16 protein-coding genes are annotated in these 16,796 nt (G+C 64.1%); 7 read left to right on the top strand and 9 right to left on the bottom strand.

Features of this window, described 5'->3' with window-relative positions:
- The first annotated feature begins 28 nt into the window (after positions 1-28).
- Positions 29-328, top strand: coding sequence for a hypothetical protein (locus tag J6595_RS17235; RefSeq protein WP_209595982.1), 300 nt, complete (start codon positions 29-31; stop codon positions 326-328).
- Positions 329-347: 19 nt separating this feature from the next.
- Here J6595_RS17235 and aspS read toward each other — a convergent pair whose 3' ends face one another.
- Both aspS and J6595_RS17225 read right to left on the bottom strand, forming a co-directional pair.
- Positions 348-2,135 carry an aspartate--tRNA ligase gene (gene aspS, locus J6595_RS17230; RefSeq protein WP_209595980.1) on the bottom strand — a complete coding sequence of 596 codons (1,788 nt, stop codon included), beginning with the start codon at positions 2,133-2,135 and terminating at the stop codon, positions 348-350.
- 178 nt (positions 2,136-2,313) lie between these two features.
- Positions 2,314-2,688: a SecDF P1 head subdomain-containing protein gene (locus J6595_RS17225; protein ID WP_209595977.1), complete on the bottom strand. Its 375-nt coding sequence runs from the start codon at positions 2,686-2,688 to the stop codon at positions 2,314-2,316.
- A gap of 230 nt (positions 2,689-2,918) precedes the next feature.
- Here J6595_RS17225 and rnd point away from each other — a divergent pair, with 230 nt between their 5' ends.
- Both rnd and J6595_RS17215 read left to right on the top strand, forming a co-directional pair.
- Positions 2,919-4,067: a ribonuclease D gene (rnd, locus tag J6595_RS17220; RefSeq protein WP_209596119.1), complete on the top strand. Its 1,149-nt coding sequence runs from the start codon at positions 2,919-2,921 to the stop codon at positions 4,065-4,067.
- A 509-nt stretch (positions 4,068-4,576) separates the two neighbouring features.
- On the top strand, positions 4,577-5,872 hold the full coding sequence (locus tag J6595_RS17215; RefSeq protein ID WP_209595975.1) for a capsular biosynthesis protein: 1,296 nt from the start codon (positions 4,577-4,579) through the stop codon (positions 5,870-5,872).
- 284 nt (positions 5,873-6,156) lie between these two features.
- Here the strand turns inward: J6595_RS17215 and J6595_RS17210 are convergent, their stop codons facing one another.
- Together J6595_RS17210 and J6595_RS17205 are read right to left on the bottom strand one after the other, a co-directional pair.
- The gene (locus tag J6595_RS17210; RefSeq protein WP_209595973.1) at positions 6,157-7,161 is read right to left on the bottom strand and encodes an adenosine kinase; all 1,005 of its coding nucleotides are present in this window, start codon (positions 7,159-7,161) and stop codon (positions 6,157-6,159) included.
- Positions 7,162-7,256: 95 nt separating this feature from the next.
- Entirely contained in the window at positions 7,257-7,835 is a 579-nt protein-coding gene (locus J6595_RS17205) for an SH3 domain-containing protein (protein ID WP_209595971.1), read from the bottom strand.
- A 211-nt stretch (positions 7,836-8,046) separates the two neighbouring features.
- Between J6595_RS17205 and J6595_RS17200 the strand changes: the two genes are divergently transcribed.
- Positions 8,047-9,048 carry a 2-hydroxyacid dehydrogenase gene (locus tag J6595_RS17200; RefSeq protein WP_209595969.1) on the top strand — a complete coding sequence of 334 codons (1,002 nt, stop codon included), beginning with the start codon at positions 8,047-8,049 and terminating at the stop codon, positions 9,046-9,048.
- A gap of 71 nt (positions 9,049-9,119) precedes the next feature.
- Here the strand turns inward: J6595_RS17200 and J6595_RS17195 are convergent, their stop codons facing one another.
- Positions 9,120-9,920 carry a DUF1223 domain-containing protein gene (locus J6595_RS17195; RefSeq protein ID WP_209595968.1) on the bottom strand — a complete coding sequence of 267 codons (801 nt, stop codon included), beginning with the start codon at positions 9,918-9,920 and terminating at the stop codon, positions 9,120-9,122.
- 326 nt (positions 9,921-10,246) lie between these two features.
- Complete coding sequence (acnA, locus tag J6595_RS17190; RefSeq protein WP_209595966.1) at positions 10,247-13,006, bottom strand: aconitate hydratase AcnA; 2,760 nt, start codon at positions 13,004-13,006, stop codon at positions 10,247-10,249.
- A 414-nt stretch (positions 13,007-13,420) separates the two neighbouring features.
- On the opposite strand from acnA, the gene J6595_RS17185 reads away from it, so the two are divergent.
- The 3 genes from J6595_RS17185 (at position 13,421) to ccmB (ending at position 15,669) form a co-directional block, all read left to right on the top strand.
- Positions 13,421-14,035, top strand: coding sequence for a pyridoxamine 5'-phosphate oxidase family protein (locus J6595_RS17185; protein ID WP_209595963.1), 615 nt, complete (start codon positions 13,421-13,423; stop codon positions 14,033-14,035).
- Positions 14,036-14,039: 4 nt separating this feature from the next.
- A complete protein-coding gene (gene ccmA / locus J6595_RS17180) occupies positions 14,040-14,777 on the top strand; it encodes a heme ABC exporter ATP-binding protein CcmA (RefSeq protein ID WP_209595961.1) in 738 nt (245 codons plus the stop codon).
- A 232-nt stretch (positions 14,778-15,009) separates the two neighbouring features.
- Positions 15,010-15,669: a heme exporter protein CcmB gene (ccmB, locus tag J6595_RS17175; RefSeq protein ID WP_209595959.1), complete on the top strand. Its 660-nt coding sequence runs from the start codon at positions 15,010-15,012 to the stop codon at positions 15,667-15,669.
- A gap of 75 nt (positions 15,670-15,744) precedes the next feature.
- Here ccmB and J6595_RS17170 read toward each other — a convergent pair whose 3' ends face one another.
- From J6595_RS17170 to J6595_RS17160, 3 genes are read right to left on the bottom strand one after another with little or no spacing between them, the layout of a single operon-like run.
- Positions 15,745-16,140 (bottom strand): hypothetical protein, encoded by a 396-nt coding sequence (locus J6595_RS17170; protein ID WP_209595958.1) that lies wholly within the window; start codon positions 16,138-16,140, stop codon positions 15,745-15,747.
- 59 nt (positions 16,141-16,199) lie between these two features.
- Positions 16,200-16,466, bottom strand: coding sequence for a Txe/YoeB family addiction module toxin (locus J6595_RS17165; RefSeq protein WP_209595956.1), 267 nt, complete (start codon positions 16,464-16,466; stop codon positions 16,200-16,202).
- Positions 16,463-16,732 carry a type II toxin-antitoxin system Phd/YefM family antitoxin gene (locus tag J6595_RS17160; protein ID WP_209595954.1) on the bottom strand — a complete coding sequence of 90 codons (270 nt, stop codon included), beginning with the start codon at positions 16,730-16,732 and terminating at the stop codon, positions 16,463-16,465. The genes J6595_RS17165 and J6595_RS17160 overlap by 4 nt, the downstream gene beginning before the upstream one ends.
- Positions 16,733-16,796: the final 64 nt, after the last annotated feature.

Here is a 16,796-nt window from a genome sequence, read left to right as displayed (position 1 = left end):
AAATTACTGCCGGGCAGGAGACAAAGTAATGTCGCTTAGACCTCATCACCCAGGTACAGTCGAGATTATGACAGCCTTCTCCGGTGAAGTCGAGAATATTCCTCACGATTCATTGCCGCCCGAGCAGCAATTTGTCATGTTGACGCGTCATGGAATAGAAACAAACGACGTAAGTCAGGCCGAAAAATTCGTTCCAGTTGTCAAAATCAAAATTTTTTCACACGATGAAAACGGGAGGCTTGTCGATCCACAAGACGCTAAAAGCATACGTATCTTGGAATACGACAAAGATAATAAGCTGATTCGCTCGACCACGATGCGTAGGTAGTCGGAATAATAGCGCCGAGCTACTCTTTCTGCCCTTTCGCCACCCGCAGCCCCAGCTCGCGCAGCTGCGCCGGCTGCGCCTCGGCCGGCGCCCCCATCAGCAGATCAAACGCCTGCTGGTTCATCGGGAAGAGCGCGATTTCGCGCAGGTTCTTGGCGCCGCAGAGCAGCATGACGATGCGGTCGATGCCGGCGGCCATGCCGCCATGGGGCGGGGCGCCGTACTGGAAGGCGCGGTAGAGGCCGCCGAAGCGCTCCTCGACGTCGGCGCGGGTGTAGCCGGCAAGCTCGAAGGCCTTCACCATCGTCTCGGGCAGCTGGTTGCGGATGCCGCCGGATGCGATTTCGTAGCCGTTGCAAACGATGTCGTACTGGAACGCCTTGATCGACAGGGGTTCTTCGTTCTCCAGCGCCTCGATGCCGCCCTGGGGCATCGAGAAGGGGTTGTGGGCGAAATCGACCTTCTTCTCGTCCTCGTCATATTCATAGAACGGGAAGTCGATGATCCAGGCGAGCTCGTAGGCGTCGCGGTCGAGGAGGTTCAGCTCCTCGCCGACGCGGGTGCGGGCAGCGCCCGCGAAGGACACGAACTTCTCCGGACGGCCGGCAACGAAGAAGCAGGCGTCGCCCGCTTCGAGGCCGAGCTGGGTACGGATGGCGTCGGTGCGCTCCTCGCCGATGTTCTTGGCGAGCGGCCCGGCGCCGGAGACGGCGCCGCCCTCCTCGCGCCAGAAGATGTAGCCGAGGCCCGGCTGGCCTTCGCCTTGCGCCCACGAGTTCATCCGGTCGCAGAAGGCGCGGGAGCCGCCGGTCTTGGCCGGGATCGCCCAGACCTCGACCTTGTCGTCATTCGCGATCATGCCCGCAAAGACCTTGAAGCCGGAACCGGCAAAATGCTCGGTCACCGCCTGCATCTCGATCGGATTGCGCAGATCCGGCTTGTCGGAGCCGTATTTCTTCATGGATTCGGCATAGGGAATCCGCCGGAAGGTCTCGGAGACCTTCTTGCCGTCGGCGAAGGTCTTGAAGACGTCGCGGATCACCGGCTCCATGGTCTGGAAGATGTCTTCCTGCTCGACGAAGCTCATCTCGACGTCGAGCTGGTAGAACTCGCCATAGAAGCGGTCGGCGCGCGGGTCCTCGTCGCGAAAGCAGGGCGCGATCTGGAAATAGCGGTCGAAGCCCGACATCATCAGGAGCTGCTTGTACTGCTGCGGCGCCTGCGGCAGGGCGTAGAACATGCCGTTGTGGAGCCGCGACGGCACCAGGAAGTCGCGCGCGCCCTCGGGGCTCGAAGCGGTGAGGATCGGCGTCTGGAATTCGGTGAAGCCGGTTTCCTGCATCAAAGAGCGGATCTTGGCGATGATCTGCGTCCGCCGCATGATGTTCTTGTGCAGCGTCTCGCGGCGCAGATCCAGGAAGCGGTATTTAAGGCGGATGTCCTCCGGATATTCCGGCTCGCCGAACACCGGCAGCGGTAGTTCCTTGGCCTGCGACAGCACCTCGATCTCCTCGGCGAAAATCTCGATCTCGCCGGTCGGAAGCTTGGCGTTCACCGTTTCGTCGGAGCGCGCCTTCACCTTGCCGTCGACGCGGATCACCCATTCGCCGCGCACCGTCTCGGCGGTCCTGAAGGCCGGCGAATCGGGATCGACCACCACCTGCGTCAGGCCGTAATGATCGCGCAGGTCGATGAACAGAAGCCCGCCATGGTCGCGGATGCGATGCGCCCAGCCGGAAAGGCGCACGGTCTCGCCGACATTGTCCTTTTTCAGGGCGGCGCAGCTGTGGGTGCGGTAGCGGTGCATGGCAGGTCTCGTCGGGCTAAAATGGCGGCGCGCTTCGCCAGACGGCGAAACGACGCGAAAACTGTTCGGATTCGGTGGCGGACAAGCACATGGGCGCCTTGCGATGTCAAGGCGCGTCCGCTTCTACGGGTGAGGCAGACAGGGGAGCGGGTCCAGGGGAAAAGACCTCGGGCCGTGCTCAGTCGCGCGAGAGCGCCGCGGCGCTGGCGTCGCCGGCATTCAGCTGGCGAACGATTTCCTGCAATTCACCGAACGTCTCGACCGTCGAAGCCAGCGAAAGCCGCCCATCTTCAATGACGCCGGTGATCCGCGGAGACGCGACCACCCGACCGTCCACGAGGATGTCGACGTTTTCGCCCATGTTGGACATGGTGAAGCTGGCGAAGCGAGCGGCCGACATTTCATCGAGCTGGAGCTTGAGGGTTGAGGCTCCCCCGTCCGCGCGGATCGCGGCCGCGTCATCAACCTGGATCGTGATCTCCTCGGCCGACGCCGCGCCGGCCGAAAGTGCGATCACAGCCGCGAGGAAAATGATCGATGCACTGGAAGACATGGCAAGGTTCCTGCTTGAGTTGCATTTGATGAGTTAGGTATCATCGGTCGTCCCACTTGAAAGCGGCGGCATGGGTCCGGCGCCGTCAATCCGCCGTGACAGGCCTGTGAAGACGACGGACGTAACGGCCGCTGCACGGCGACCGTGAGAACAGCCTCCCGCTGTCTCTTTTTCGTGACGCATTTTTCTTTTGCCCAGCCGTTTCTTCGGGCTAAAGAAGAATCATGCATCTGATCACGACGACGGCGGAACTCGCCGAGACCTGCAAGACCTTCGCGACGTTCGATTTCGTCACGATCGACACCGAATTCATCCGCGAGACGACCTTCTGGCCGGAGCTGTGCCTCATCCAGATGGCCTCGCCCGATGAGGGCGTCATCATCGATCCGCTGGCGCCCGGCATCGACCTGTCGCCGCTCTACGCGCTGATGGCGGACAAGACGGTGCTGAAGGTGTTTCACGCCGCGCGCCAGGACATCGAGATCCTGCACAAGCTCGCCGGCCGCGTGCCCGAGCCGCTGTTCGACACCCAGATCGCGGCGATGGTCTGCGGCTTCGGCGAATCGATCGCCTATGACCAGCTCGTCGCCCGGCTCACCGACGCCCGGATCGACAAGACCTCCCGCTTCACCGACTGGCGCCGGCGGCCGCTCACCGACAAGCAGCTCGCTTACGCGCTCGCCGACGTGACGCATCTGCGCGACGTCTACCATGCGCTCGACGCGCAGCTCGAAAAGAGCGGCCGCAAGAGCTGGCTCGACGAGGAGATGGCGCTTCTCGCCGCGCCGGAGACCTACGACCTGCATCCCGACGAGGCGTGGAGGCGCCTGAAGCTGCGCGTCAAGAAGCCGATCGAACTGCAGATCCTGAAGGAGGTCGCCGCCTGGCGCGAGCGCGAGGCGCGCGACGCCGACAGGCCGCGCGGCCGCATCCTCAAGGACGACGCGATCTACGAGATCGCCCAGCAGCAGCCGCGCGACGAAGCCTCGCTGTCGCGGCTGCGCTCCCTCTCCAAGGGCTTCGAGCGCAGCGGCCCCGGCCGCGAGATCATCGCCGCGGTCAACCGTGCGCTGGCCATGCCCAAATCCGAACTTCCGGCCGTCCCCCGGCCCCAGCCCCTGCCTGAGGGAACCGCCGCGGCGGTGGAGTTCTTGAAGGTGCTCCTGAAGATCGTCGTCGAGGAAGAGGGCGTTGCCGCCAAGCTGATCGCCTCTTCGAGCGATCTCGAGCAGCTCGCCTCGAAGGGCGAGGATGCCGAGGTTGCGGCGCTGTCGGGCTGGCGGCGCGAGCTGTTCGGGACGAGGGCTCTGGAGCTTCTGTCCGGCAAGGCCGGCCTCATCTATCGCAATCGCCGGGTCGAACTCCTGACGCTGGAATAGCCACCTCGTCGCGAGGCGACCCGCCGGCATCGGCCTGGGCCGTTCGCCATCGCAGCAATCCGCCCTTTTTTTAGACTGGCGAACGGCGCCTGCGCTGCGTCGAAGCACTGTGACTCGGCGGCACCAGAGCGCGCGCCGTGATGCTGCAATGCAATGCCGGCATGGAAATGATCACCACCTCGTGATATTACACATGCGTCGATATGTGTGTTTTGCCATATGGCCCGAAGGCTCTAGTCTAAGAATCGAAGGCGGTCGGAAAATAGCCGTAAAGGCATAGTTTTCGAGAGAGGCCGAGTGGTGACCATGCGGATCTTCCGTAGGGTTACCTGAGAATGGCATAGTCGATGTTGCGGTCTTGCACCGGTTTGGCAGAAACACTGTCGGACCCTCGCGATCAGACGATCGGGAGAAGACCCGGCGGGTGTAAACCCGCTATGGCAGCGAAAACGGGGTTCGCCGAGCGGTGGCGTGCCGCAGGACCGGAAAATTGAGGAACGCTCCGACGTATGGCGACGAAACGCATCCTGTTCATTGGCGCTCCATTCGGCCATTTTTTTCGCGAGCTGGCCGCGACGCTCGAGAGCCAAGGTGCGGAAGTCTACCGGGTGGTTCTGGAAGGTGGCGACTGGGTCGAAACCCCGGCGCGCAACAGGATCATGCTCGACCGTTCGATCAGCTGGGCCCGCTTCCTGCGTGAGGTCATCCGGTCCCGGGCCATCCAGACCGTCGTCACATATAACGACACCCTCCCGCGCAACCGGACGGCGCTGGCGATCGCCAAGCGCCTCGGCCTGACCCGCCTCGTTCTCGAAAACGGCTATCTGCGGCCGCATCACGTGACCCTCGCGCAGAACGGGGTGAACGGAAACAGCGAATTGAGCTGCGATCCCTCCGTGATCAGCGAGGCGCCGAAGCCGCAGAAAGTTTGTCAGGAGTTTCCGGTGCGCATGCGGCCGCATGTAGTCAACACCATGCGCCACTTCTTCTGGAGCATCCTCCTGAAGCCGATCCTGCCGTATAATTCGCATTATTACGGCGATAGCATCGCCAGGCAGGGCATTGGCTATTTCAGCGAATATTCCTGGCGCCTGTGGCATGACGAGAGCGCGTTGCTGGCGAAAATCGACGCGCACAAAGCCAAGCGCGGCGCGCGGGTCTATCTGGTCCTGATGCAGAAGCCCGGCGACGGCCAGATTCGCTTCCACTCTCCGTTCGGCACCAACAAGCGCTTTCTCGAAGAGGTCCTCACCTCCTTTGCCAAGAATGCGCCGAAGGACGCCTTTCTCGTCGTCAAGCAGCATCCGCTCGACTACGGCATCGAACGCTTGCAGCAATGCTTCGAGACACTGGCGGGCGAGCTTAATCTTGAGGGACGGGCCGTCTACATGCGCAAGGCCGGCATCGCCGGCCTGATGGACCGGACCGACTGCCTCGTCACCATCAACTCGACCGGCGGACTGCAGGGCGTGATGAACGGCATTCCGGTCAAGTGCCTCGGCAAGGCCGTCTACGATGTCGAGGGGCTGACCTTTCAGGGCCCGCTCGCCGAATTCTGGTCGAAGGCCCCAAAGCCGGATCCGAAAATGATCCGCTTCTACCGGAACTATCTCCTTTCGACCTGTCAGTTGAATGGCGGCTTCCATACGCCGGAGTCCCTGGCCATTCTGATCCCCGAAATGGCGCAGCGGATCCTGTCTCTCACCGAGGCAAGCACGATCCCGAGCCCTGTCTCGCAGGGCGTTCGGGACGGCAACGCGGAAATCGACAGCCTCGCTCACGAAGCGCTCGTGCCTGCCGAATAGGATGCGAAACGGGATGAAGGCCGGGCGCTTTGGCGCGGGACCGCCCTGATTTGCGCATTCTTGAAAGCCGCCCGGACATGTCCGGGCGAGCGACGAGCATGGACCTCAGATCGAAGGCGAAGACATCAGAGGCCCCGGCCCGCCGGCTGGCCGATCGCCAGCCGCCTCGCGCCCGAACGCTGCGCCCCTTCAAGCCTGACGGGTTTCGGCTGTCGCCGGCCGGTCCGGCCGCCTGAGCCCTCAAAGCCCGGTGCCGGCCGAAAACCGGCACCTCGGGCATGCAATCAGCGGGCGCCGAAAATCGCCTTCACCCCGGCAAGCTCGGCTAGCGACGACTGCGGACGCGGGCCGATCTGCTGGATGATGTGGCTGGCGGTCACGTTTCCGAGACGTGCCGAGGCTTCGCGGTCGAGCCCGGCCGTCAGCCCCCGCAGGAAGCCGGCCGCGAAGAGGTCTCCCGCCCCTGTCGTATCGACCAGATTCTCGACCCGTGTCGTCGGCACGTCGATGCGCCGATCCCCCTCGACGACGACACAGCCCTTTTCCGATCGCGTGACGACGGCGATCTCGCCGGCGTCCCGGCCGAGCCCGGCGCAGGCCGCATCGAAGTCCTCGGTCTCGTAAAGGGCGAGCGCCTCGGCCTCGTTGGCGAAGACGATGCCCACCGTTCCGGACCGCAGAAGATCGAGGAATTCCGAGCGATAGCGGTGGACGCAGAAGGAATCGGACAGCGTCATCGCCACGGAGCGGCCGTTGGTCTTGGCGATGCCGGCCGCCTTGACGATCGCCTCCTTGGCGCGCGGGGGATCCCACAGATAGCCTTCGAAATAGGTGACCTTCGAGGCCTTGACGATCGCCTCGTCGATATCCTCGGGACCGAGCTCGACACAGGCGCCGAGATAGGTGCTCATCGAGCGCTCGCCATCGGGGGTGACGACGACCATGCAGCGGGCCGTCGGCGGCTGGCCTTCGAGCGGTCTCGTCTCGTAGCGCACGCCGAGCGCACGGATGTCGTGGGTGAAGATCCCGCCGAGCTGGTCGTCGGCGACCTTGCCGAAATAGGCACCCGTCCCGCCCAGGCTGACGATGCCGGCAATCGTGTTGCCGGCGCTGCCGCCGGAGGTTTCGATGGCCGGCCCCATGGCGGCGTAGAGCTGCTCGGCCCGCTCGGCGTCGATCAGCGTCATGCCGCCCTTCTGGATCTTTTCCCGTTCCAGAAAGCCGTCGGTCTCGCGCGAGATGACGTCGACGATGGCGTTACCGATGGTGAGAAGGTCGTATTCGGCCATGATCCTGTCCGCTGCGTTGCACATGCCCGCAGCGGTAACGGCTCGGACCGGCCGTGGCTACAGCATCGGCCCGAAAATCGGACGGCAATCGGGGCTCAGTTGAAGCTTTCGTTCGGATAGACGCCCCAGATGTCTTCCTGACGAACGAACCCCTCGCGATCCGATGCGTGGATTTCGCACCAGCCGGTTCCGCACTCCTTGACCTTGGTGACGACGCCCGGCTCGAGCCGCGCGACGAGCGGCGCATCGACGGCCGGGCTCGAATGAACGTCGATCATCGTCGCCTTGCCCTTCAGCCAGGGAGCGGCGATCGAGGTCCGCTCGCCGGACAGGAGAGAATGGTAGACCCAGCCCTCCGCACCCTCGGAATCGCGAATGCGCCGCCACAGGCCGAATTCCTGGATCACCTCGACCGGCAGGCCGGGCTTCAGATAGAGCCAGGTCACGGGATAATCGCGCCCCGGGCCGATGCGGGCGTTGACGCGGGACGACTTCAGGCTGACGTAACGGGGCAAGGGCAGTTTCGAAACCGGACCGAGCTCCAGCGCTTGCGCCGGAGCCGGCGCCAGGATCGCGGTCGCCGGGGCCCCGATCATGCACAGCCCGGCCAGCGTGAGCGCCAGCTTTCGCAGCGAAACGCTAAATGGCGACGGGCAAAGGGCGGCAAACGACATGGCGGCGATCTCCATTGGCACGGCCGGAATGTCACACTGTGTCGCGGCCTCGAGATGCGAGGCCGGCGAATTTGCCAGGGCGGAGCGACCGGAACTTTTCCTGCCGCGGCCCGGCTGCTAGGTATGGCCACCGGCACTGACCGGAATAATCCGCCGGTTCGGTTAACAACGTCTTAGACGTCAACGGAAATTGCTGAGGGAAAAGCGGGCGATGGACGAGCGCAGGAAGCCACTCGTGATCCTGACCCGCAAGCTGCCGCTGCCGGTCGAAGAGCGAATGCGCGAGCTGTTCGACACGCGGTTCAACGAGACCGACCGGCCGATGACCCAGTCAGAGCTCGTCGCGGCGGTGCGCGAGGCCGACGTCCTGGTGCCGACAGTGACGGACCGGATCGACCGGGCGGTGATCGAGCAGGCCGGCGAAAAGCTGAAGCTGATCGCCAATTACGGCAACGGCGTCGACAATATCGACGTCGAGACGGCGCTCGCCCGCAATCTTCATGTGACCAACACGCCGAACGTCCTCAGCGAGGACACGGCCGATCTGACCATGGCGCTGATCCTCGCCGTGCCGCGGCGCCTGGTGGAGGGCGGAACGAGGCTGGTCGGCGGCGCGCGCTGGCCGGGATGGTCGCCGACATGGATGCTCGGACGACGGATCTGGGGCAAGAAGCTCGGCATCGTCGGCATGGGCCGCATCGGCACCGCCGTCGCGCGCCGCGCCAAGGCCTTCGGCCTCGAGATCCACTATCACAATCGCCGCAAGGTCAGCCCGAAGACCGAGGCCGAGCTCGGCGCGACCTATTGGGAGAGCCTCGACCAGATGCTCGCCCGCATGGATATCCTGTCGGTCAACTGCCCTTATACGCCAGCCACCTATCACCTCCTGTCGGCCCGGCGCCTGGCGCTGGTCCAGCCCCATGCCTTCATCGTCAACACCGCCCGGGGCGAGGTCATCGACGAAAAGGCGCTGATCGCCGCGATTGAGGCGGAAAAGATCGCCGGCGCCGGTCTCGACGTCTTCGAGGAAGAACCGCAGGTGTCGAAGAAGCTGTTGCGGCTGGCCGAGGAGAACCGCGTGGTGATCCTTCCCCATATGGGCTCGGCGACCCTCGAGGGCCGCATCGAGATGGGCGAGAAGGTGATCATCAACATCCGCACCCTGATGGACGGCCACCGCCCACCGGACCGTATCCTGCCGGGCCGCCACTGAGGCAAGGCACAAACGACCGCAAGGGTTCGACGAACCGACGAACCGGCCGGGCGATCGTGTCGAAAGAAGGCTCAGTCCGGATCGATTTCCATCTGGGTCGCGGCGAGGATCGCGCCGGGCGAGCCGTCCTTTCGAACGGCCTGCAGGATCGCGGCGCAGCCATAGGTCTCGTTGCCGTCGGGCAAGACGGACGAGACCGGCATGTCGACATTCATCCCGTCGCTGCCGACCATGCCCATCAACTGCCAGCCCCGGACCGGGTGAGTGCTGACGAGAACCTTGCCCTGGTTCTCCCCGCGATCGACCTTCACCTCTGCGCTGTCGGCAAAATTGACCAGCACCAGCATGGGCTTGCGCTCACCTGGCGGGGTCTGAACCGGGCCGACGCTGATATGGATGCTGTCGCCGATCCTTTGGATCTTCACGCTCACCGCCGTGCCTCCGGCCGGCAGCTGCGTCTTCTTCATCATTCGCTCGATCTTGCCGACATGGGATCCGACCATGTCATAGAGCCCGTTCACGACGAGCTGCGGCGTATAGATCATCTTGTTCGAAAAGGCCTTGGCGTAGGCCCGCTGGCGCTCGCTGTTATGGCCCGAGCCGAAGGTATCGCGCCAACCGATATAGTCCCAGTAATCGACATGATAGGACAGCGCGAGAACGTCCGGCTGGTCGGCGAACTTGGCCAGAAGTTCGTCCGCCGGAGGGCAGGATGAACAGCCCTGGCTGGTGAAGAGCTCCAGCACATGGGTGATCCGGTTCTTCACCCGCTCGCCGGAGACGGCCTGAGGCGACGTTGCGAAAACCGCGGCTAAAAGTGCGAAAATTGCGGTGCAGCTTCTCAGGAGAAGACGCGTTCGAACACGCCGCATCATGAAAGACCCGCCAAGACCGCTCGACGGGCGACGCCCCGAAGCGCCAGTTCGGCCGAGCCCTCGACTGAAACGCGGACCACGCTTCGAGAGGAAGACGCTCTCTTGGCTGACAGTCTCGTTCCGGCGGTAAGATTGCAATGCATACGCTCATGCCCCGTTCGCGGCGGACCCTACGGGATCGCCCGTAACACGGGCCAGTCAATTGCGGGTGAATGTACGTTTTCGAACGGAATAAAACCGGACAGCGCAATGCCGCCGGCCGCTGGACGAGTGAGCGGCAAGGGCCGGGCGGTGAGACCGCCCGGCCCTTTGCCTGTTCGGGATCAGGCGGCGAGACGGCGCAGCACGTAATGCAGGATGCCGCCGTTCTTGTAGTATTCCAGCTCGTCCTCGGTATCGATCCGGGCCTTGATCTTGACCGTTTCGGTGGAACCGTCGGCGCGCTCGATCTTGGCTTCCATCTCCTGGCGGGGCTTGATCTCGGTCAGCCCCTCGATGGTGACCTTCTCGTCGCCCTTGAGACCGAGCGACGACCAGGACGTGCCTTCCTCGGCGAAGACGAACGGCACGACGCCCATGCCGACGAGGTTGGAGCGGTGGATGCGCTCGAAGCTCTCGGCGATCACCGCCTTGACGCCGAGAAGGATGGTGCCCTTCGCCGCCCAGTCGCGCGACGAGCCGGTGCCGTATTCCTTGCCGGCGAAGACGACGAGGGGAACCCCGTCTTCCTTGTATTTCATCGCCGCGTCATAGATCGGCATTTCCTCGCCGGACGGATAGTACTTCGTCATTCCGCCTTCGACGCCGTCGAGCATCTGGTTCTTGATGCGGATGTTGGCGAAGGTGCCGCGCATCATCACCTGATGGTTGCCGCGCCGGGCGCCATAGGAGTTGAAGTCAACCGGACGGACCTGATGGGAGACGAGATAGTCGCCCGCCGGGCCGTCCTTCTTGATCGAGCCCGCCGGCGAGATGTGGTCCGTCGTGATCGAATCGCCGAACAGGCCGAGGATGCGCGCGCCCTCGATATTGGTGACGGGCTTGGGCTCGGCGTCCATTCCCTCGAAATAGGGCGGGTTCTGGACATAGGTCGAGCGGTCGTCCCAGTCATAGGTGAGGCCGCCGGAGACGTCGATCTTCTGCCAGTGCTCGTCGCCCTTGAAGACGTCGCTGTAGCGGTCCTCGAACATTTCGCGGGTGACGGTCTCGCGGACGATCTCGGCGATCTCCTGGGTGGTCGGCCAGATGTCCTTCAGGAAGACGTCCTTGCCGTCCTTGTCCTTGCCGAGCGGCTCCTTGGTGATGTCGGTGAACATCGAGCCGGCGATGGCATAGGCGACGACCAGCGGCGGCGAGGCGAGATAGTTCGCCCGCACGTCCGGATTGACGCGGCCCTCGAAGTTGCGGTTGCCCGAAAGCACCGAGCAGGCGACGAGGTCGTTGGCGTTGATCGCCTCGGAGATCGGCTCCGGCAGCGGGCCGGAATTGCCGATGCAGGTGGTGCAGCCATAGCCGACGAGGTTGAAGCCCATCGCGTCCAGATCCTTCTGGAGATCGGCCTTCTGAAGATACTCGGTCACCACCTGGGAGCCCGGCGCGAGCGAGGTCTTCACCCAGGGTTTCACCTTCAGGCCGAGCGCATGCGCCTTGCGGGCGACGAGGCCGGCGGCCACCAGCACGTTCGGGTTCGAGGTGTTGGTGCAGGAGGTGATCGCCGCGATGACGACGTCACCGTCGGCAAGGCCGTGATCGGCGCCCTCGACCGAGTGGCGCACGGTTTCCGGCGTCTCGTTCGGCGGAACGGCGCCCTCGTCCATGTAGCGCGAATCCTGATCGGATTGCGGCGTCTCGCTCTTCTTGCGGCCGCCCTTGATCTCGTCGAGCGCGTCGACGAACTTCGTTGCCGCCTCGGTCAGCGCGACGCGGTCCTGCGGGCGCTTCGGGCCGGCAAGCGAGGGAACGACGGTGGAAAGGTCCAGCGACAGCGTGTCGGTGAAGACCGGATCTTCGGTGCCGTCCTCGCGGAACATGCCCTGTGCCTTCGCATAGGCCTCGACGAGGGCGATGCGGTCCTTGTCGCGGCCGGTGGCTTCCAGATAGGCCAGCGTGTCCTTGTCGATCGGGAAGAAGCCGCAGGTCGCGCCATATTCCGGCGCCATGTTGCCGATCGTCGCCTGGTCTTCCAGGGTGAGGTTCGACAGGCCCGGGCCGTAGAACTCGACGAACTTGCCGACGACCTTCTTCTTGCGCAGCATCTCGGTGACGGTGAGGACGAGGTCCGTCGCCGTCGTGCCCTCGGGCAGCTTGCCTTCGAGCTTGAAGCCGATGACCTCGGGGATCATCATCGAGATCGGCTGGCCGAGCATGGCCGCCTCAGCCTCGATGCCGCCGACGCCCCAGCCGAGAACCGACAGGCCGTTGACCATGGTGGTGTGGGAATCGGTGCCGACGAGCGTGTCGGGATAGGCGATGGTCTCGCCGTTCTCGTCCTTGGTCCAGACCGTCTGGGCGAGATACTCAAGATTGACCTGATGGCAGATGCCGGTACCGGGAGGCACGACGCGGAAGTTGCGGAAGGCTTCCGAGCCCCAGCGCAGGAAGGTGTAGCGCTCGCCGTTGCGGCCATATTCGGCGTCGACGTTCTTCTCGAAGGAATCCTTCTGGCCGAAGAAGTCGACCATCACCGAGTGATCGATGACGAGATCGACCGGGACCATCGGGTTGATCTTCTTGGGGTCGGCGCCGAGATTCTTCGTCGCGTCGCGCATCGCGGCGAGATCGACGACCGCCGGAACGCCGGTGAAGTCCTGCATCAGAACGCGGGCCGGGCGGTAGGCGATCTCATGACCGGCCTTGCCCTTGTCGTCGAGCCACTTGGCGACGGCCTTGACGTCGTCGGCGGTGACGGTGCGCCCGTCCTCGTTGCGCAGGAGGTTTTCCAGAATGACCTTCATCGAAAACGGCAGGCGCGAGGCGCCGGAAAGGCCGTTCTTCTCGGCTTCCTTCAGATCGAAATAGACATAGTCCTTGCCATTGACGGCAAGCGTCTTCCTGGCTTTGAAACTGTCGGGATGATTGGTCACGAGGCTCACATTCCTTCTCGAACCGATGGGATAGTCCGAAGGGCGAACGGCCTTCATGCGCCGCGGAAGAGCGCGCTCGAAGATGCGGGTACGACCATTTCCGCTGTCCGCCCTGACGCCCGTCGGTGCCGTGCGGGCGCCATGAGATCGGCGCTTGATGATTCCACGCCGGTCGCTGGAGTGGTTGAGGGGGTTATAGGCAAGTTTGTAATGGCTATAAAGGCCTGAAGAGGCCGAGCGGACGCTTTTTGTGCCCTGCGCCGTCCGGCGGCCGTGCCGCCCGGCGGTTCTTGCCTGTCTGCGCGGACTGCGCGACAAGGCTGCTGCGGACTGCCTGAGGGCGAGCACCCGCTCCCATGACGCAGCCGCCGCGAGTCGGTCGCGAGGCAGGCAAAGGCGAGGAAGGACGAGACGATGAGCGCCATCACGACCTCCGAGGCATTGCGGGCGCTTTACGGCGAACCGCAGGAACTGGCGGTGACAAAAGAGATGCGCCGGCTGGATTCCCATGCCAGGCGCTTTCTCGAAAAGAGCCCCTTCGTCCTCATCGGCTCGTCGGCGCCGGGACGATTGCCCGATGTCAGCCCCAAGGGCGACAGGCCGGGATTCACGCTTGTTCTTTCCGACGACCGGATTGCCATACCGGACTGGCCGGGTAACAACCGGCTCGACACCCTCGAAAACGTCATCGCCAATCCGGCGGTCGGGCTCCTCTTCCTTCTTCCGGGCATGGGCGAGACCTTACGGATCAACGGCCAGGCGGAGATCCGCACCGACCGCGACATTCTCGATCGCATGGCTGTGCGCGGCAAAGCGCCGATCTCCGCCCTCGTCGTTGCGACGGACGAGGTCTATTTCCACTGCGCCAAGGCCTTCATGCGCTCGAAGCTCTGGGACCCCGAAACGCGCATCGACCGCGAGACGATGCCGACGCTCGGCGCGATGCTGAAGGATCAGGCCGGGCTCGAAGGCGATCTTGGCGAGATCGACCGGGCGTTGGAGCAGGGCTGCCGAGCGACGCTCTATTGATTCGATGGCAGCTTCCGTGAGCCATGTCGCGCTTCGCGGCCTCGTCGTCGGCCGAGGCTCCGTCGCCGCCGCCGGTCCGTTCGACACCGGTGTTTCGGCGGGCGAAGCCCTCGTCGTCACTGGCCCGAATGGTGCCGGCAAGTCGACGCTTCTGCGCACGCTGGCCGGCCTGCTCCCGCCCGTTACCGGCGCGATCAGCCTGGAGGGGATCGACGCCGCCGACGGCGAACCGGCCGCGCGCCTGGCCGATGCGGCCCATTACGTCGGCCATCGCCACGGCATGAAGGGCCCTGTCACCGTCGGCGACAATCTTGCCTTCTGGGCGCGCTATCTCGGCGGCGCGGCCAAGGCCCGCGATCGCCTCGCCACGCCAGCCGAAGCGCTCGCCGCGGTCGGCCTGCCCGGTCTCGACGCAATCCCCTTTTCCTATCTCTCCGCCGGCCAGCAGCGCCGGGCGAGCCTTGCCCGGCTTCTCGTTGCAGAGCGCAAGGTCTGGATCCTCGACGAGCCGACCTCGGCCCTCGACGCGGCCTCGCAGGAACGCTTCGCCGGCCTCGTCGAAACTCACCTCACGGCCGGCGGGATCGTCATCGCCGCGACCCACCAGCCGCTCGGTCTGAAGGCCGCGAAGACGCTCCACATCGCACCGCGTGTCGGACCGGAGGGCGCTGCCGGCCTGAACGACAAACCAGCGCCCGCCATCGACGACACCGCACTCGCCGAAGCCGAGGGCTGGCTGTGACGCCTCTCATCATGCAAAAGAGCCGCTGCCCCTCAACACACCGTCATTCTCGGGCCCCGTCCCGAGAATCCAGGGGCGGCGGCCGCAGCTTCGGCCGCTCGCTCCTCGCGCAGCTGAAACGAAACCGACCCGACGATCGCTGGATTCTCGGGACGGGGCCCGAGAATGACGACGCGGTGGGGGTGGCGCGTCACGTCTCGCCGTTGCCACACCTGCCCGCCGAGGCCCGTCCGTGACCGCCCTCTTCCTCCGCGACCTGCGGCTCGCCTTTTCCGGCGGCGGCGGGGCGACCACCGGCGTGATCTTCTTTCTCGCGGTGATCGCGACGATACCCTTCGGCGTCGGCCCCGACCTCAACCTTCTGTCGCGCATCGGCCCGGCGATCTTGTGGATCGGCGCGCTCCTTTCAGCGCTCCTCACCCTCGACCGGCTGTTCCAGGCCGACCGGGAGGACGGCACCCTCGATCTCCTGATCGCCGGCCCCCTCCCGATGCCCATCGTCGTCCTGGCGAAATGCCTCGCGCTATGGGCCGCCTCCTGCCTGCCGCTGGTGCTGGCCTCCCCTGTCCTAGGCCTCTTCCTCGCCCTTCAGCCCGCCGCCCTCTTCGCGGTGATGGCGACCCTCTTCGTCGGGACCCCGGCCATCGTCTTCATCGGCGCCGTCGGCGCCGCCGTCGCCGTGGCGCTGCCCCGCGGCGGTCTCCTCGTCTCGGTGCTGGTGCTGCCGCTTTCGATCCCCGTCCTGATCTTCGGCGTCTCGGCCACCTATGCGGCGGTCAACCAGCCGGACCCGTTCTGGCCGCCCTTCATGATCTTATGCGCGCTGACGCTGTTCTTCGGGGCGCTCGGGCCGCTGGCGGCGGGGGCGGCGCTGAAGGCGAGCGGGGATTGAGAGGCAAGCGGCGCTTGGCGCCTTTATGCCATCCTTGCGCATCGGCAACGTGAAACAGAATACGATGATTCTCTTTCAACACAGAGCAAGAAAAATCGAGAGGGCGCCCAGCCCAACCGATATCACGGCCAGCCAAGCGCTAACATGCACCGTTGGGTTGGTGACAAATAAAAGCCACCAAGGCTTTTCGTACCACCTCGCCAACCTTATTCCGCTTTTCCTGATGAATTCCCCCGGCTTCACACAAAGCCGGTCGCGAATGAATTCGTCCATCTGGACAATGGGTTGCGCACAATCCAACCCTCTCACAATTGCAAAGGTCTTTCGCCCTTTGTGCTCAATGCGGATGACTGCGCCATTCCGGATGGTTCCCCCAGAGCCGCCAACTCGATGGTCCTCCGGGATACGAACGATATCGGAAAAAATGTCATCGGCAGAAGCCTTTTGAACCCGCAACTGCTCGTCCAGCACTTCCTGCCTCTCCGTCACTTTCGGAACAGAATTCGCAATTCTATTTCAGATCCCTGCGGTCAATAATGATAGCGACATGCCGCGATTTCGAGGCGTTGGTCGTCGGCCTTACCCACGACGCGGTAGACGAGGCGGTGGTCGCCGGTGATGCGGCGGGACCACCACCCTTTCAGATCGCCCTTCAGCGGCTCCGGCTTTCCCATGCCCCGAAAAGGCGTTCGCTTCGCTTCCTTGATCAACGCGTTGATCCGGTTCCGGATCGTCTCGTCCGTCGCCTGAAAATGCAGATAGTCGCTCCAGGCCTGCTCGGCCCAGACGAGCTTCATGCCCCGTCTTCGATATCGGTGGTGGGATCGTTCTCGACCCCGCGCCCGGCGTCGAGTTCGGCGATCGCGCCGAACAGTTTCCCGGCATTGTTGCGACTGCCGAGAAGATGCAGCGTCTCCTGCACCCTTTCCCACTCGCTCGCGGCCATGACCACGGCGGATTCGCTTCCCTGCCGCGTGACGAGAAGCGGCGATCGCGACCGGATCACCTCGTCGAAGTGATTGGCAAGATTGGCGCGAAACTGCGTGAAACCGACATCAGCCATGATCATTCTCCACCTCAGTCGATGTACATATTTACGTACACAAGGTGCGGGCGTCAATATCGGT

It is taken from the genome of Jiella mangrovi (genome assembly GCF_017815135.1).
Lineage (GTDB): Bacteria > Pseudomonadota > Alphaproteobacteria > Rhizobiales > Rhizobiaceae > Jiella > Jiella mangrovi.
The sequence above is the reverse complement of the archived record's forward strand: the minus strand, read 5'-3'. Positions and strand labels throughout refer to the sequence as shown.

Excerpts from the sequence above, each read along its gene's own strand:
- J6595_RS17235 (WP_209595982.1), top strand. The coding sequence starts at position 29 with ATGTCGCTTAGACCTCATCACCCAGGTACAGTCGAGATTATGACAGCC.
- aspS (WP_209595980.1), bottom strand. The coding sequence starts at position 2,135 with ATGCACCGCTACCGCACCCACAGCTGCGCCGCCCTGAAAAAGGACAAT.
- J6595_RS17225 (WP_209595977.1), bottom strand. The coding sequence starts at position 2,688 with ATGTCTTCCAGTGCATCGATCATTTTCCTCGCGGCTGTGATCGCACTT.
- J6595_RS17215 (WP_209595975.1), top strand. The coding sequence starts at position 4,577 with ATGGCGACGAAACGCATCCTGTTCATTGGCGCTCCATTCGGCCATTTT.
- J6595_RS17210 (WP_209595973.1), bottom strand. The coding sequence starts at position 7,161 with ATGGCCGAATACGACCTTCTCACCATCGGTAACGCCATCGTCGACGTC.
- J6595_RS17205 (WP_209595971.1), bottom strand. The coding sequence starts at position 7,835 with ATGTCGTTTGCCGCCCTTTGCCCGTCGCCATTTAGCGTTTCGCTGCGA.
- J6595_RS17200 (WP_209595969.1), top strand. The coding sequence starts at position 8,047 with ATGGACGAGCGCAGGAAGCCACTCGTGATCCTGACCCGCAAGCTGCCG.
- J6595_RS17195 (WP_209595968.1), bottom strand. The coding sequence starts at position 9,920 with ATGCGGCGTGTTCGAACGCGTCTTCTCCTGAGAAGCTGCACCGCAATT.
- J6595_RS17185 (WP_209595963.1), top strand. The coding sequence starts at position 13,421 with ATGAGCGCCATCACGACCTCCGAGGCATTGCGGGCGCTTTACGGCGAA.
- ccmA (WP_209595961.1), top strand. The coding sequence starts at position 14,040 with ATGGCAGCTTCCGTGAGCCATGTCGCGCTTCGCGGCCTCGTCGTCGGC.
- J6595_RS17165 (WP_209595956.1), bottom strand. The coding sequence starts at position 16,466 with ATGAAGCTCGTCTGGGCCGAGCAGGCCTGGAGCGACTATCTGCATTTT.
- J6595_RS17160 (WP_209595954.1), bottom strand. The coding sequence starts at position 16,732 with ATGGCTGATGTCGGTTTCACGCAGTTTCGCGCCAATCTTGCCAATCAC.